Origin of the sequence: Lacticaseibacillus styriensis (genome assembly GCF_030770295.1) — a bacterium.
Lineage (GTDB): Bacteria > Bacillota > Bacilli > Lactobacillales > Lactobacillaceae > Lacticaseibacillus > Lacticaseibacillus casei.
Map to the genome: position 1 here is coordinate 585598 of NZ_CP132483.1, position 16524 is coordinate 602121.

Annotated in this window: 14 protein-coding genes; 10 read left to right on the forward strand and 4 right to left on the reverse strand. The window is 48.4% G+C overall.

The genetic code is table 11. The features are described 5' to 3' along the window. Positions 1 to 125: 125 nt before the first annotated feature. The 3 genes from LACSTY_RS02670 to LACSTY_RS02680 all read right to left on the reverse strand — a co-directional run bounded on the left by LACSTY_RS02670 (position 126) and on the right by LACSTY_RS02680 (position 3776). Positions 126 to 1037 (reverse strand): quinone oxidoreductase family protein, encoded by a 912-nt coding sequence (locus LACSTY_RS02670; protein WP_087911623.1) that lies wholly within the window; start codon positions 1035 to 1037, stop codon positions 126 to 128. A gap of 148 nt (positions 1038 to 1185) precedes the next feature. After that, on the reverse strand, positions 1186 to 2502 hold the full coding sequence (locus LACSTY_RS02675) for an ammonium transporter (protein WP_087911624.1): 1317 nt from the start codon (positions 2500 to 2502) through the stop codon (positions 1186 to 1188). Positions 2503 to 2834: 332 nt separating this feature from the next. Beyond that, entirely contained in the window at positions 2835 to 3776 is a 942-nt protein-coding gene (locus tag LACSTY_RS02680) for a Dyp-type peroxidase (RefSeq protein WP_087911625.1), read from the reverse strand. 252 nt (positions 3777 to 4028) lie between these two features. Here LACSTY_RS02680 and LACSTY_RS02685 point away from each other — a divergent pair, with 252 nt between their 5' ends. From LACSTY_RS02685 to celB, 10 genes are all read left to right on the forward strand, one after another. Further along, positions 4029 to 4694 carry an MgtC/SapB family protein gene (locus LACSTY_RS02685; protein WP_032958545.1) on the forward strand — a complete coding sequence of 222 codons (666 nt, stop codon included), beginning with the start codon at positions 4029 to 4031 and terminating at the stop codon, positions 4692 to 4694. Between the two features lie 100 nt (positions 4695 to 4794). Next, a complete protein-coding gene (locus LACSTY_RS02690; RefSeq protein WP_162494853.1) occupies positions 4795 to 6438 on the forward strand; it encodes an ABC-F family ATP-binding cassette domain-containing protein in 1644 nt (547 codons plus the stop codon). Between the two features lie 399 nt (positions 6439 to 6837). Then, on the forward strand, positions 6838 to 8514 hold the full coding sequence (locus LACSTY_RS02695; protein WP_087911626.1) for a MutS-related protein: 1677 nt from the start codon (positions 6838 to 6840) through the stop codon (positions 8512 to 8514). After that, positions 8511 to 9092: a uracil-DNA glycosylase family protein gene (locus LACSTY_RS02700; protein ID WP_087911627.1), complete on the forward strand. Its 582-nt coding sequence runs from the start codon at positions 8511 to 8513 to the stop codon at positions 9090 to 9092. The genes LACSTY_RS02695 and LACSTY_RS02700 overlap by 4 nt, the downstream gene beginning before the upstream one ends. A 310-nt stretch (positions 9093 to 9402) precedes the next feature. Next, a complete protein-coding gene (locus LACSTY_RS02705; RefSeq protein WP_087911628.1) occupies positions 9403 to 10836 on the forward strand; it encodes a 6-phospho-beta-glucosidase in 1434 nt (477 codons plus the stop codon). Between the two features lie 58 nt (positions 10837 to 10894). Further along, entirely contained in the window at positions 10895 to 11209 is a 315-nt protein-coding gene (locus LACSTY_RS02710) for a PTS cellobiose transporter subunit IIB (protein WP_010493446.1), read from the forward strand. 83 nt (positions 11210 to 11292) lie between these two features. Beyond that, positions 11293 to 13281 carry a BglG family transcription antiterminator gene (locus LACSTY_RS02715; protein WP_087911629.1) on the forward strand — a complete coding sequence of 663 codons (1989 nt, stop codon included), beginning with the start codon at positions 11293 to 11295 and terminating at the stop codon, positions 13279 to 13281. Between the two features lie 5 nt (positions 13282 to 13286). After that, the gene (locus tag LACSTY_RS02720; protein ID WP_087911630.1) at positions 13287 to 13646 is read left to right on the forward strand and encodes a PTS cellobiose transporter subunit IIA; all 360 of its coding nucleotides are present in this window, start codon (positions 13287 to 13289) and stop codon (positions 13644 to 13646) included. Next, positions 13621 to 14148 (forward strand): sugar transporter, encoded by a 528-nt coding sequence (locus LACSTY_RS02725; protein ID WP_087911631.1) that lies wholly within the window; start codon positions 13621 to 13623, stop codon positions 14146 to 14148. Before LACSTY_RS02720 ends, LACSTY_RS02725 begins: the two co-directional genes overlap by 26 nt. 139 nt (positions 14149 to 14287) lie before the next feature. After that, positions 14288 to 15649, forward strand: a complete 1362-nt coding sequence (gene celB / locus LACSTY_RS02730) for a PTS cellobiose transporter subunit IIC (RefSeq protein WP_025012752.1) — start codon at positions 14288 to 14290, stop codon at positions 15647 to 15649. Between the two features lie 166 nt (positions 15650 to 15815). On the opposite strand, the gene LACSTY_RS02735 is transcribed toward celB, so the two are convergent. Beyond that, a complete protein-coding gene (locus LACSTY_RS02735) occupies positions 15816 to 16523 on the reverse strand; it encodes an MIP/aquaporin family protein (RefSeq protein ID WP_025012751.1) in 708 nt (235 codons plus the stop codon). Position 16524: the final 1 nt, after the last annotated feature.

Consider the following 16524-nt stretch of genomic DNA (forward strand, 5'->3'; position numbering starts at 1 on the left):
CGAACAAGTTGCATGCAAAAAACCGCGGTTAGCGTGACCGCGGTTTTTTAATATTCGCTCTTCCGGATGATCTAAGCACCACTTCTAAGTTAACGGTTTGATCATCAGGACAAAACCGAGCTTGATTATTTAGAAAGCTTAATGACAATTCGACCCTCATGGCGCGGATCATCTAGCAGTTGATGGCCTTTGATAAAACCTTCGCGGGTAAATGGCAACACGTAGCCGACTTGGACGGTCAATTTGCCTTGCGCCATTAAATCAACGAGCGTTTGCAGCGCCCGGCCAACTTCGGAGCCGCCGAGTGGTCGCGTGTGCACGAACCGAACACCGCGACTTAGTAAAGGTTCAGTATGGCTAACCGAAACGATCAGCCCACCATCCTTGGCCATTTCAACGTCGTCATCACCGCCGAGACCATTCATCGCTGCATTAATCACGACATCAGCTGTCCGGCGTAGCTCATCGACGGGGTTGCCGCGATCATATGCGACAAAATGTTCGATTCCGAGGCGGTTGACCTCGGCTTCATGCCGGCTGGCGGCGATGCCGATCACGGAGGCACCACGTTCAACTGCCAGTTGGATCGCGGCAGAGCCAACGCCGCCGGAAGCCCCTTTTACAATCACCGTATCGCCGGCCTTGATTTTACCGAGTTCGACCATGCGATAACCAGTGACGCCAGGGGTAATCAATGCAACTCCGGTTTCCGGAGTGATGGCAGCTGGCAACAAGACACTCATGTCAGCCGCTGCGGTCACGATTTCGGCATATGCACTGGTGGTTCGGGCAATGACGCGATCGCCTTCGCTAAATTGCGTGACACGACTGCCAATTGCACTTACGACGCCAGCAACATCATAGCCCGGCACCGTCAAGCCGCTGCCGCCCATTTGCCGTGCGATCCGATCACGGTTGTTAAGGCCGATTGCTTCGGTTTTGATTTGAATTTCCCGCGGACCCGGTTGCGGTGTCGGTAATTCAATCGCATCAATGACTTCCGGACCGCCTGCCTCGCTAAATCCATATCCGATCATTTTTCTTTCCTCCATCACGTCAATGTTAAACTAGCGGCATTTTAACCATGATTGGGGAAAAAGACAATTAAAGTGCCTTGAAGTGGTTAAGGAAAAGTGAACGGTTACAGCTGGTGTCCTCTTAGTCAACCTTTTAATCGTAATTCAATTAGCGATCATCTTGATGTGGCCGCGGATCGAAGCCGTGTAATTGGCCCTTAAATTCATCCGGAAATGAACTAACGGGTGTGTGATGTTCCCAGCTAGCCGCAACCTCTTCATCAACCGGTTCGGCGTGCTCACTGTAGTCCAAGCCCATTTTTTCGGCGGCAGGGGACACGCGGATACTGACGAATCGGGATAATACAACAGTAATGATGGTGACCATTGCCCCGACCAAGACGATGACAATCAACGTGCCGGCTAACTGGATCAGTAGCAGGTGCCAGCCGCCGTTATAGGCCAGACCGGCGTGGGCAATGTTCGGCGCGACCTGCTTGCTGGCGAAAACACCGGTCAGGATGCTGCCGACAATACCCGCCACACCATGACAGCCAAATGCATCCAAGGTGTCATCGATCCCGAGGCGGGGCTTGATTTTGCTAATAAACCAGTAGCTGGCTAACGTCGCCAAAACCCCGATGCAGGCAGCGCCAAAACTCGTGACGTAGCCAGTTGCCGGGGTGATGCCGACCAAGCCACACAAAGCGCCGGTGCAAGTGCCAATCAAGGTTGGATGCCCGGTTTGCCAGATGTCGAGACACATCCAGGTGACCAGTGCAGCCGCCGCGCCGACCGAGGTGGTCAAGGCAGCGGTCATGGCAGCTTGATTCACGCCCAGCGCAGACCCGGCATTAAAGCCATACCAGCCGATCCATAAAATCGCGGTTCCCAGCAGCACCCAGGGTCGATTGTAGGGAATGGTATGCTCGTCAGTTCGCCGCCCGAGAAACGCTGAGAGGGTCAGTGCCGTGATCCCGGCATTGATATGGATCACCGTCCCACCGGCAAAATCGAGAACGCCGAGACCCGCCAGCAAACCATCAGGACTCCAAATCAAATGCACCAGCGGATAATAAACCAGCAGTGACCACAAAACGATGAACCAAGTCAGAAATTTAAAATGCATCCGTCCGACAACTGCCCCGACAAACAAAGCCGGCGTGATGATCGCAAACATCATCTGGAAAAGAATATAAACCCCGGTCGGAATCCGCGCAGCCGTGACCGCGCCAAGCGAAATGTCACTCAGGAAAAAATGATGTACCTGACCGATGACGCCAAATAGATTACCGTTAAAACTCAGTTCGTAACCAACGGCGACCCACAATAAAATGGCAATGCCGGTGATATAAAAGACCGAAAGCATGGTATTAATCACGTTGCGTTTAGAAACAAGCCCACCATAAAAGAAGGCTAGGCCTGGCGTCATAAACCAGACCAGCACACTTGCAATGATCACAAACCCTGTATCGGCTAAATTCATCTGTGCCACCCCGTTCATCTTGAATGGTGGTATTGTAGCACGGGTTTTTGCGAAGCAGGGTTACACCGGCTAGTATTTATCTAGACCAATGTTCGATTAAATTATATGTTTGCCGATGTTAAAGGTTTTTTCGGGTTGCAAAAAATTATTTTCTGCGTTAGGTTATGTGACACCAGAACTTGACGGTCGACGGGGGTGTTTGATTTTCGGTACATTGGTCTATATAAATTTAATGGCGAAAGAACAGACGCGTCAGTTAAAAAACGCCTTAACAACAAGTCGATGTCATTAAGGCTGAAAACAAATAAAGCGCTTGTTAAGCGTTAGAAATCCTAAAGCTCACCATCCGCAATCTGTCCAAGCACGGACTTAGATGGAATAAAGAACAGTTCACCGGTCAATGGCGTCGAGAAGTCGAGCAAGCGGTCGGAGTTGTCGAACATGCCTTGCAACATCCGCTTGGTGACAGTCCAATGGCGGGCGTAGCCGATGAAATAAGTACCGTTGATTTTTTCGGCAGGATTGCTGAAGGGAACGTTCATGCGCACGATCTTATGCTCGACGCCGCCTTCGTTGTCCTGAGACACAACGTTGTGCGAGTTGACCAGTTTCTCTTCATCGGCTAACTCAAAATCATTGAACTTCTTACGACCGATGGCTTTTTCCTGATCTTCCGTTTTGAGTTTGTTCCAGGCATCCAGGTTATGTTGGTATTTCTGGGCGAAGGCATACGAACCATTTTCAAACGCAGGATCTTCATCGCCGATCACCGCGTATTCCGGTGTGTCCAGTGCGCTGGGATTTTCCGTGCCGTCAACAAAACCAATGATGGCGCGGCCTTCAAAGTAGCGGAAGCCATGGGTTTCATCGAGGGTGACGGTGTTGTCGCCGATGATTTCCATGATTTCGGACATCAATTCAAATGGCACGGCGGAGTTTTGTGACCGGATATGGAAGAATAGATCCGCCGGGGTAGCAACCGCGGTGTATTTAGGTCCCACGATTGGCTGAAATGCTTCTAACTCCTTTGGTCGTTCGGCATCAGGAAAAAGATAATCCCACGCCTTCCGCGAAAAGCCGAAAGCCGTTGCCAGTTTTGCATCAGGATAACGAATATTCAGACTGTTAATGAAGGCCGGCAGATGATCCGCCAAATCGGCAATCATTTCTTTGTCGCTTGCAACGTCTTCCCGCTTAAGATCAAATGTTGCAAAAATAATATCCGACCCTGCATCTTTATACACATCCTGTACATCCCGTAAATCAATTGCCATTCTTTCTCCTCCAAACTAGAATCATTTTAATCTGGTTTTAGTTTAGCATAGCAGGTAGGGATTGCAACGATTTTCACCTGGACAGGATGATTTAGTTAAGAAGCTGTATTGGCAGGCGTGAAGGCTGTCAGCAGCCGCTACCGTTGGATTTTTTTCGTTAACCGTTCACGCAGAGTTGGGGGTTCCCATTCGTGCGTTTTAAACCGTTGCCTTGGGTGGTAAAGTAAGAACAAAGGTTGTGATGTTTTGACAATGACAATAATGGATCAAGTCGAACTCGTCATTCGACTGCTGGTCGCAGCGTTTTGCGGGTTTGCCATTGGGTTTGAACGCAAAAATCGCTTTAAAAATGCCGGTATCCGAACGCACATGATTGTCGCGCTGGGTTCGGCACTGATTATGATTGTTTCTAAGTATGGTTTCTTTGATATTTTGAATTTGAAAAATATTGCGTTGGATCCTTCCCGGGTCGCGGCTCAGATCGTCAGCGGTGTCAGCTTTCTTGGTGCCGGCGCGATTCTGGTGCGGCACAACAACGTCAATGGCTTGACGACCGCTGCTGGTGTCTGGACCACGGCTGCTGTCGGGATGGCGATTGGTGCCAAACTGTATATTCTGGGTTTGTCGGCGACGGCGCTCGTCTTGGGCATTCAGGTAGTCCTGCATCACCATTATCGCTGGCTGCCAAGTGGCGACAATGGCGTTTTGACGATTCGAATTCGCAATGAAGGCTTTGATATGGAACACATGCGTCAGACACTTGGCAAGTATCACATCAAAGTCTTGAACGTCTCCATCAAGCACGAAGGCGATGAAGTGAAAATGAGTCTGCATGTCGAAAGTAGGGCCAACGAAGATATGCGGCGACTGCTGATGTTTTATGCCGACAACCCTAATATTATTTCCATCGAGTTTTAACCAGTTGACCGAACTGATAGCGTTTGGCGAAACAGCGTTATTTGTGAAACCCGCGATAATCTGATAATATATGTAGAAATCTTTTAAGCGAGGTATGAAATTGCTCACAGTAAACAATGTTTCGATGACGTTCTCGGACCGGAAGCTGTACGAAGACGTTAACTTGAAATTCACGCCCGGTAATTGTTATGGCATTATTGGTGCCAACGGGGCGGGAAAATCGACTTTTCTCAAAATTCTTGAAGGCGAGCTGACGCCGACGACCGGATCTGTCAGTCTGTCACCTAACGAGCGCATGAGCAGCCTGAAACAGGATCACTTTGCGTTCGATGATCAGACCGTCATGAACACTGTTTTACAGGGGTGGGAACGTCTGTATCAAGTGATGACGGAAAAAGACGCGCTTTACGCTAAAGCGGACTTCAGTGAAGCAGACGGTAATAAGGCTGCCGAGCTTGAAGGCGAGTTTGCAGAAATGGATGGCTGGAACGCGGAAAGCGATGCATCGCAATTGTTGCAGTCGCTGGGTATTCGGGAAAGCGAACATCAAAAACTTATGGCCGATCTGCCTGAAGGGGAGAAGGTCAAGGTCCTTTTGGCGCAGGCGTTGTTCGGCAAGCCGGACGTGTTGTTGCTGGACGAGCCGACTAACGGTCTTGATCCCCAGGCAATTAGCTGGCTGGAAGACTTTTTGGCTGACTATGAGCATACCGTGTTGGTCGTTTCACATGACCGGCATTTTCTGAACGCGGTTTGTACCATGATGTGTGATGTCGATTTTGGTAAGATCGAACTTTACGTCGGCAACTATGACTTTTGGAAGCAGAGTTCCGAGTTGGCGTTGCAGCTGCAGAGTCAGGCTAATGCCAAAAAAGAAGAACAAATCAAGCAGCTGCAGGAATTCGTTGCCCGCTTTTCGGCCAATGCGTCCAAGTCGAAGCAGGCGACGTCGCGTAAGAAGCAGCTTGAAAAGATTACTTTGGACGATATTCGACCGAGTTCCCGCAAGTATCCGTATATCAAGTTTGAACCTGAGCGGGCGATCGGGAACGATTTGTTGCGGGTTGAAAATGTTTCCAAGACGATTGACGGCCAGCAGGTGCTGAAAGATGTCAGTTTCATTTTGCGGCCGGGTGATAAAACCGGCATTATCAGCCGCAGCGATGTGACGGCAACGGTGCTGATGCAGTTGCTGGCAGGTGAGATGGAACCGGATAGTGGCACCATTACCTGGGGTGTCACGACCAGCCGTGCGGCGATGCCTAAGGATTTAAATCCCGAATTTGACCACGCTGACCTTAATATTCTGGATTGGTTGCGCCAATTTGCGCCGCAAGATGAGCAGGATAATACGTTCTTGCGCGGGTTCCTCGGGCGCATGCTTTTCTCCGGTGATGAGGTGCTTAAGCAGTTGAATGTCTTGTCCGGTGGCGAAAAGGTGCGGTCGTATCTGGCGAAGATGATGCTAAGTAAGGCCAATGTGTTGATCATGGACGATCCGACCAACCATCTTGATTTGGAAAGTATTACTAGCCTGAATGATGCGTTGATTGATTTTAAAGGTTCCGTGATTTTCACCAGTCATGATCATCAGTTCATCCAGACCATTGCGGACCATATCATCGAAGTCGGGCCATTAGGTGTTGTTGATCGGGCTGACACGAGTTATGACGAGTTTATGCAACATGAGACTGCGCAGAAGCAGGTAGCAGAGATTTATCCGAAGTCGTTGCGGCAGGCTTAGGCAATTTGTTCCGGGACGTGCCAAACTCCGCAATCTCCGGCCAGCTGAGCCTGGAACGTGGTGGGCACGACTTTAAGCCTCAGCAAAAAACGCTGAGTCTTAAAGCTCGGCCTTGTTGTAGGCGGGGCAAAGAACGCCCCACCAACAACAATGTCACCACTGAGGCTCATCTGGCCTCCGATTGCTCCGCTTTGGCACTGGGTTTTCCAAGAACACAACGAAATGTTCCCCCGACTCTTCTTTAGAAACAGACGAATTAATCTTCCACATAATATCGCTGGAAGTTGATTCGTCTATTTTTTTGTCTTTTATCTTTGCACGCGAGATAATATCATTAGATTTGTGTGATGAATGGCTGGCATGAACCCGTGACCTGGTGCATAAGAAGGGATGATCGATATGACCCAACCCGTGATAATTTTGCTTGGTGTTGGCGGCTTTGCTGTTGCCGTCGTTGTGCTTAATCTGCTGTTGGCGTGGCGGCGTCAGGCGAAGTTGAAGCAGCAGCTGCTTGCTGACTGGGGGACGTTGCCGGTTAAGCGTGGTGGTAGCGAGCGTTATTTGAAGGCGGCGTATCTTGATCATGAGGCGCAGGTTGATCATGATTGTCTCATTGACGACTTGACATGGCGGGATTTGGACATGTTTGAGGTGTTCAAACAGCTTAACGCCACGCAGAGCAGCGTTGGTGCGGAGCGGGTGTATGCTCAGTTGCGGGCTTACGACTTGGGCAAGCCTGATGTTAACGAAACGTTGATTGACTTTTTCCGTACGCACGCCGAGGAGCGGCTTAAAGTTCAGCTTGCGTTTGCCGGTTTGGGCACGGAAGCGGCGAATAATAGTCAGCATTATCTCCGCACCACGACACAGGCGGCGCTGCCTCATGCTTGGCGCTTTAAGGTTTTAGGTGGCCTGCCGGTTGTGGGCTTGCTCCTGATTCCGTTGTTGCCAGCAATTGGGGTGGCACTGGCGACGTTGAGCCTCATGGTGAATCTTTTTTATTACGTTTTGAAAAGAGAGGCACTGGACGCCGAAGTGATGGCGATGGGGTATCTGGTGCGCACGATTGTGACGGCCGAGCATCTCGTTAAAATTGCCCAACCAACGCAGGCGGCTTTGCGGACTGCGTTGAAGCCGATGCGTGGCATCACGCGGCTTGCCTTTGTTTTCCGCACGCGCGATAACAGCAGTGCCGATATGATGACCGAATATTTTAGCAGTATGTTTATGCTGGGGTTTATTGCCTATAACAACGTGCTGACGCGCTTGCACAATCGGCATGCCGAGGCGTTAACTTTGTGGCAGGCGTTAGGCGACTTGGAGCTGGCGATTGCGATTGCTAATTTTCGCGAGGCGCATACCGACAGCAGCCAACCGGTTTTTGCGGATGGTGGGCTGACGGCGAAGGAGCTGGTCCACCCGTTGCTCAAGCATCCGGTGGCTAATCCGGTTGATTGGCAGAAGAACGCCTTGATTACCGGTGCCAACGCGTCTGGTAAATCAACGTATGTCAAAAGCATCGCCGTCAACGCGATTCTAGCGCAAACGATCAACACAGTTTTGGCGAAGGACTTCTCGATCCAACCGGGGCTGGTGATTACGGCCATGGCGATCCGGGATGATTTAAGCGAAGGCGACAGTTATTTTGTGGCCGAAATTAAGGCGATCCATCGGCTCTTAGATGCGGTTGCCACTAACAAGCGAATTTACGGCTTCATTGATGAAATTCTGAAGGGCACCAATACGGTCGAACGAATTGCTGCATCGGCCAGTGTCATCAACTGGTTGAGCCACTATCCCAGTCTGGTGGTGGTTGCGACGCATGATAACGAGCTGACCGATATCATGGGCGAACAATGCGTCAACTGGCATTTTCAGGAAAAGGTGACCAAAAAAGATGGCGTTGTCTTTGACTACTTGCTGCATCAAGGCCCGGCGACGTCGCATAATGCAATCACCTTGTTGGCCACAATGGCGTATCCGGAGACGTTGATCAAAGACGCGCGGACGCTTGCGGCTGATTTTGAACGGACTAAGGCATGGCCAAGGTATCGACAAGGAGGCATTAAGGCGTGACAACAGCCAATCAGATTTTTGAAGCAATCCGGCGTGATCCGGCCAACGCAGACTTCACTGCGCAAGGGTGGGATCCGCTTTACCACATCGAGCCAGATGCGACCATCCTGATTGCAAGTCAGGCGCCAGGACGGAAAGCGCAAACCACGAAAACTTATTGGAATGATCCAAGCGGTGATCGTTTGCGCACTTGGATGGGTGTGACGAACGACCAGTTTTATCACAGCGGTAAAATCGCTGTCCTACCGCTGGACTTTTATTATCCAGGAAAAGGCAAGTCAGGGGATTTACCGCCACGTAAAGACTTTGCGGCTAAGTGGCATCCCCCGTTGTTGGCACTGATGCCACACATCCAGTTGACCATTGTGATCGGTGCCTATGCGCAGAAGTACTATCTAGGCAAACGCCGGGAAAAGACGCTGACGGCGACAGTCAAAAATTTTCGGGCCTATCTACCGACCTACTTCCCGATCGTCCATCCTTCGCCGTTGAACTACGGCTGGGTGAATCGCAATCCGTGGTTCATGGATGAGGTCGTGCCGGCGCTGCAGCAGCGGGTGGCGCGGTTGATGAAGTGATTCGGAACTCAAAAAATGACAGCAAGTACCGAAAATGATAATGTGTGTTTAGAGCTAAATATAAGTGTCATTCGAAGATCATCGCGGCCTAGTTACCCGCAATATTGATCGATCGTTCGAACGATTGGCGGCTTCCTAAATGGGAGCCGTTTTTTAGTAGACAAATGCAGCGCAGAGGAATCGGTTAAAAATACGACTGCTTCTTTTTTGCTAGTCCGTTTCCTCATTTATGCGGAAAAAGCTGATATGGTCGTGTAACCGGTTACATATTATGCTGGTTCATGTAAGAACAAGAGGAGGAGGTTCAAACATGACAACAGAGTTACCTAAAGACTTTTTATGGGGTGGTGCGGTTGCTGCCCATCAACTGGAAGGTGCTTGGCAGGAAGACGGCAAGGGTGTCAGTGTTGCCGACGTTATGACGGTGGGTGGTCCGGAAAAAGCGCGGACGATCACAGACGGCGTGGTTCCTGGAGAATACTATCCGAATCATGATGGAATCGATTTCTATCACCGCTACAAGGAAGACATCGCTTTATTCAAGGAAATGGGCTTCAACAGTTTTCGAACCTCGATTGCGTGGACGCGGATTTATCCAAATGGAGACGAGACTCAGCCAAACGAAGCAGGTTTAAAGTTTTACGATGATCTCTTTGACGAACTATTGAAGAACGGCATTGAACCGGTTGTTACCTTGTCACATTTTGAATTACCGTACCACCTTGTAACTGAATATGGCGGGTTTAGAAATCGCAAGTTAATTGAATTTTTTGTTCGATTCGCCACTACCTGTTTTGAACGGTATAAGAACAAGGTTAAGTACTGGATGACATTTAACGAAATTAACAATCAGGCAAATTTTGTCGATGATTTTGCACCATTCACCAACTCGGGTTTACGTTATCAACCTGGTGATGATCGGGAGGCTATCATGTATCAGGCGGCCCACAATGAATTGGTTGCCAGTGCAGAGGCCGTGCAAATCGGTCACGCGATCAATCCAACGATGCAAATCGGCTGCATGATCGCGATGGGTCCGATTTATCCATACAGCATGAATCCTGAAGACGTGTTGTTGGCGCAAAAAGCGATGGAACACAATTACTATTTTGCTGATGTGCACGTTCATGGTGACTATCCGGCAACGTTGCTCAAGTATTGGGAGCGAAAAGGCATTACGCCTGAGATCAGTGCTGAAGACGGCCAGATTCTGAAAAATGGCACAGTCGACTATATTGGGCTTAGTTATTACATGTCGCACGCTGTTAAAAAGGATCCTGCTAGATCCTTTGACGATCTCGATTTAAAGCAAGTGGTCAAAAATAATTACCTGAAAGCTAGCGATTGGGGTTGGCAAATTGATCCGCGCGGGTTGCGTTACGCGCTGAATTGGCTGACAGATCGGTATCGCAAACCGCTGTTCATTGTTGAGAATGGCTTCGGCGCGTATGACAAAGTTGAAGCGAATGGTCAGATTCACGATTCATATCGCATCAATTATTTACGCGCACATATTGAACAAATGAAACTGGCAGTGACGGAAGATGGCGTCGATTTAATCGGTTACTTACCTTGGGGCCCGATTGACCTAGTTTCTGCCGGAACCGGCGAAATGGACAAACGTTATGGCTTCATTTACGTTGATAAAGACAACCAAGGCGAAGGAACGCTTGCTCGTAGCCGTAAAGATTCATTTTTCTGGTACAAACAGGTTATCGCGTCAAACGGTGAGAATCTGAATTAAGGTAATGGCAGTCGGCAGTGTGATCGCTGGCCGTCAAGTAGGAAAGGAAGACTGTATCGTGAAAAAAGCATTGATCATCTGTGCAGCAGGAATGTCGTCATCCATGATGGCGAAGAAAACCACAGATTACTTTAAGGCACACAGCAAAGACATTCAGTTAGATGCTGTCACAGCAACTGAAGGTGAAGATGAAATCCGCAACGGCGACTTCGATCTTTTCCTGATTTCACCACAGACCAACATGTATCTGGATAACTTCCAGAAAGTTGGCAAAGAGGTAGGAAAACCAGTTGTCAGCATTCCATTTGATGCTTACATTCCAATTCCAATGGGGATCGAGAAAATGGCCAAGTTGGTTGAAAAAAATCTCTGAAGTTATCTTTCCTTCAGGTCGGCAACGACAACATGCTTATGTAAAAAGCCGCGAAGCAAAGACCGGATCGAGGAGGCATCAGTATGAAACAAAAAGAGCGCGAGTTAATGCTTTATCTCGTTGAGAATCAGGATCAATATGTCACGAGTAAAGACTTGGCAAACACACTTTTGATGACGCCTAGGACGGTCCGAAGCTATGTTAAAAGTTTAAAAGCCATGATCGAGAAGCATGGTGCGAGTCTCGAAGCGAAGCCGAGTTTCGGTTATCGCTTACATATTCTCCACCCAGTCGCGTTTGATCTGTTTTTAAACCAACATAAGGTGTTAAGCACAAAAGTCAATGACACTGCGGCGGCGTCCGAGTCGATTGATCGTCAGAATTATATTCTCAATAAGCTGCTAATTGAAGACGAGGCGTTACTCATGGATGATCTCGCTGAACGGCTATTCGTCAGTCGCTCGACGCTTTCAAAAGACATGATTTCTGTTCGTGAAAAGTTGGAGCCTTATGCGCTGCATCTTGAGAGTAGGGCGAACAAGGGCTTTTATGTTGTCGGAACGGAACGCAATCGCCGGCATTTCATTCTGGATTATTTCTTTAGCCATGGCCAGAATAACTTTCAACGGTTTATGGAAAATAAGTCTTTCTTTGCCGATGTCAGTTTTGAACAGCTGACGATCGTCGTGATCGATGAATGTCGCGAAGCCAGTCTACGGCTATCGGATTTCATCATTCAAAATATTGTCTTGTACCTGGCACTCAGCATCGAGCGGGTCCGAAAAGGGAACAGTTTGCCTCCTGTAAAGGTTGAACAAGCGCCAGAACATCAACGGCATTATGCGGTGGCTGAGCGGATCATGGAACGGATCGCCAGAAGTACCGGGTTGCAGTTTTCGGAAAGTGAAGTTGCCTATTTAGCGATTCAGCTTGTTGCGATGGCAAAGGGAAGCCCGCAAGACTCGAACGACCAGGCTCTTTGGAAGGACATGGATCAAGTGCTCAGACGAATCGAAGCCGAGACAGGTTATCCGGTGAGCACGGATTATGCATTAAGAAAGAGTCTGGCCGAACACATCAAGCCGATGTTAGTACGACTGCAGCAAGGCATTCAGCTAAAAAATCCATTGTTAAAAGAAATCAAGACCCATTATCCGCAATATTTTGCCGACACCAAGCGCTTTCTAGGCATGTCAAAAATATTGTCTACGTACACGATTAACGATGACGAGACGGCCTATATGGCGATGCATCTCATGGCGGCAGTCGAAAAGTATCATAATGCCCATAAACTGCGGACCTTGATTATTTGTGCCACCGGTTATGGCAGTGCAGAGTTACTCAACAATCGCGTGCAAAAGGAGTTTGGCGAGGCACTGAATATTGTCGGAGTTAAAGGTTATTACGAAGTCGATGACGAAAGTTTGGCTGACGTTGATCTAATCATTTCAGCGATTGATTTATCGACCCAGGTGCTGCGTGTCCCAGTCATTCAGGTCAGTGTCTTCTTGGGCGAAATGGATGTCCGAGCGATTCGTCAATTTTTGGAGACGCATAATCGCCCACATGGGAAAGCAACTTCAAAAGTCGAGGCTATTGCTGCTGTCGATAAAAGCCTTTTTGATCAATTTACTGATTCTAGTCGATTTGTACGGTGGACAGAGCCAGTTACTCGAGCGACAGTTTTAAATCGGCTCTGTGCCCAATTAGCGCTTCTTGAACCGGCTAATTTTGCCGACGAGTTAAAAGCTCAAGTACATCAACGCGAACAGATGAGCAGCATTATATTTAGTCAAAAAATCGCTGTTCCTCATCCAGCAATGCCGGTCGGACAATTTACCCAAATTGCCATTGGCGTCATTCCTGCGGGGTTGAAATGGTCCGAAAGCTTTCCTGCTGTCCAGCTCGTGTTTCTTCTGTCACCTTCTTATTTGGGGAATCGAGGGCTGACCTCAATCACCCAGACAATTGTTGCGTTGACTGATCATGCGGATTGGCAAGCGTCATTAGTGGCAGCCTCAGATTTTAAAAGTTTTCGTCACCGCTTTTTACAAATGATGGAGGAGGAATAGTGTCGATGAATTCAGATGATATTCAATTAATTGCATTTGAAATTATTTTGCATAGCGGTAATTCACGAACCATGATTCATGAGGCGTTCGCGGCTATGCGTGTTGGCGATTTTGACAAAGCCGATGAACGCTTGAAGGCTTCAAATGATGAATTATTGCTAGCACACCAATCACAAAGCGATCTCTTAAAGAAATATGCCGGTGGTACAAAGATCGAGATGGAGATCATTTTAGTTCACGCCCAGGACCACTTGATGACCACGATGACGTTACGCGAAGTTGCGTTGGAAATGGAGCATCTTTATCGCAATCAGGCTGCTGCAGGGGAGTTGAAAAGCAATGAACCGGAAGATAAAGGCAAGTGAGAACGTACAAACACAAACAACAACGACTATTGATAAAAATCGCCAAGCACTTAGTTTGCAAAGCATGCGTTTCAATCGATTTTTGGGTATTCGCTATCTAACCGCTGTGTTCTTTTTTGCTAATCTTTGGTGGGCAATTATTGCTAACAATCTTTGGAGCAAGTGGCTGCCAGTGGGGTTGATGATGCTTGCAATTCCGGTGATTTATGAACAAATTAAACTCTTTGGAACCCCTACGCATCACTTGCCATATACCACACTTTATTTCTGGTGCCAAACATGGGTGAACATTGGCCTCAGTATTTTGATCGTGACGCCACTATTTAATGCGTTATACCCCTTCATTCGCGACACGAATAACAATCGCGGTGTTGTCCTTTTGATTTTGATGATCGGTATTGGCCTTGGTGGCTGGTCTTTACGTCGACTGAATTTGATTAAACAGGACAAGGATCGATTTTATGGTCGCTTGAAGGCTTATCAAGCAACACTTCACAAGTAACAAACTTTGCGGCGCAGAAGCTTTTCAACAAAAAATGGTTAAATGTCGGTCATGAGATTTAGGACCATTAGGTGTCATTCTTGATGTCATCTCAAGTATTACCGCGCTGGCCCGCTCATAAAAGTAGGAGGGAACAGTAATGGAAAATAACGGACGCTTTTTCAATTTTATGACGAAGACCTTGCTTAAACCCATGTCGAAGGTAGCCCAGTATCGGATTGTACGTGCGGTCATGGCAGCCGGCATGGCAAGTATTCCTTTCACAATTGTCGGCTCAATGGTATTGGTTCTTAATGTTATTCCTTTAGTTTGGCCGGTGACAGCCGGTTTTTGGAACGCCACCTTTATGAAGTTCAGTGATCTTTATATGGTTATCAACACAGCGACCATGGGCATCTTAGCAATGTACTTTGCGCTGGCGATCGGCTATGAGCTGACCAGAATCATTCAAACAGAGGATAAGCTGAAAGTTGCACCGCTAAACGGCGCGTTCTTGTCACTCTTTGCCTTTTTCATGTGTTTACCTGAACTGGTTGTCAAGGGCGGAAAGATCATTCTACTCAACTCTATTACTTCAAAAGAGAAAGTGATCAATGGGTTTCGAATGACGGCAACGATCGATCGTTTGGGAACTTCAGGCATTTTCACAGCAATTATTATGGCGATTGTGGCTGTCTATTTATACAAGTTTTGTGTCAAGCATAATTGGACGATTAGAATGCCGGAAGCTGTCCCTGAAGGTGTTTCCCGTTCTTTCACTGCTTTGATTCCAACCGCTGTCATTGCTCTTGTTGTGATGGTCATCAATGGTTCGCTTGTCTTGTTGGGGACGGATATTTTCAAAATGATTTCAATTCCGTTTAGTTTTGTCACCAATCTGACGAGTACATGGATCGGCGTCATCATCATCGAATTCTTGATCCATGCCCTTTGGATTGTCGGTATTCATGGTGCAAACATTATCAGTGCCTTTATCACTCCAATTTTATTGACGAATATGGCCGCTAATGCAAAAGGTGCACATATTCCGTTTGCCGGGGAATTCAACAACTCATTTGCCATTATGGGTGGCTCCGGTGCCACACTCGGTCTTTGTCTTTTCATTGCCTTTGCTGCACGCTCGGAACAGCTGAAGGTTTTGGGGAGAGCGTCTTTGGCACCAGCATTTTTCAACATCAACGAACCGCTGATTTTCGGCTTGCCAATTGTTTATAATCCATACTTGGCGATTCCATTTTTCTTGGCACCGATGGCAAGTGCTTCATTGGCTTACGCCGCCTTTTATTTCCGATTAATCAATCCGATCATCACACAGGCACCATGGCCATCACCAATTGGCTTCGGCGCATTGATCAGTACCGTTGATATACGAGCGGTGATTGTAGCCATCTTGTGCGGCATCGTGGCATTTCTCATTTGGTTTCCGTTTATTAAACTGTACGATGCCAAGTTGGTCAATGACGAAAAGCAGGTTGCTGCTGGAAAAGAGGCTGAAGCATAGCACTCTCAATCGCATGACTATCGTTGTATAGCCAAAAGAAAGCTGTTCGCAAGATGCTGGAACAGTTTCAGCTTATTAGGAGCTTGCTTTTTAGATGATTCAAAGGTATACAAAAAACCGACATCAATCGCGATGTCGGTTTTTGTGGTTCAAATCAAGTGATAGATTATGGCAAAGCTGCAAAGATCAGCGCGCCTGCCACACCGCCTGCCAGTGGGCCTAAAACCGGTACCCAGGCATAGGGCCAGTCGGAGTCGCCTTTGTTGGCAATTGGTAAAATGGCGTGCGCCAACCGCGGGCCAAGGTCTCGAGCTGGGTTAATAGCATAACCGGTGGTACCGCCAAGTGATAGGCCAATCGCGGTGATCAGGATGCCGACGCCGATTGGATTCAGACCATCTGTCCATTTGCCTTTGGTGAAGGCTAACAGTCCGAAAATCAAGACGGCAGTCCCGATGAACTCAGAAATGAAGTTGGCCGCATAACTGCGAATGGCCGGGCCAGTGGCAAAGACGCCTAAGGTTGCTGCGGGATCCTTGGTAGCGGCCCAATGCGGGTAGTAATGCAGCCAGACAGCTGCCGCACCGAGTAACGCACCGAGCAGTTGAGCGATGATGAATGGCATGACCCACGCCCAAGGAAATTTGCCAATCGCTGCAAACGCTACAGTGACTGCCGGGTTAAGGTGTGCCGGGCCTAAGAAGGCGGCGGTATAAACGCCCATGGTCACGGCTAATCCCCATCCTAGGGTAATGGCAACCCAGCCGGCACCATTGGCTTTGGACTTGTTCAGTGACACGCCTGCGACGACGCCATCGCCAAGGAGGATCAAAACGAAGGTACCAATGAATTCACCTAATGCTTGTGTCCACATA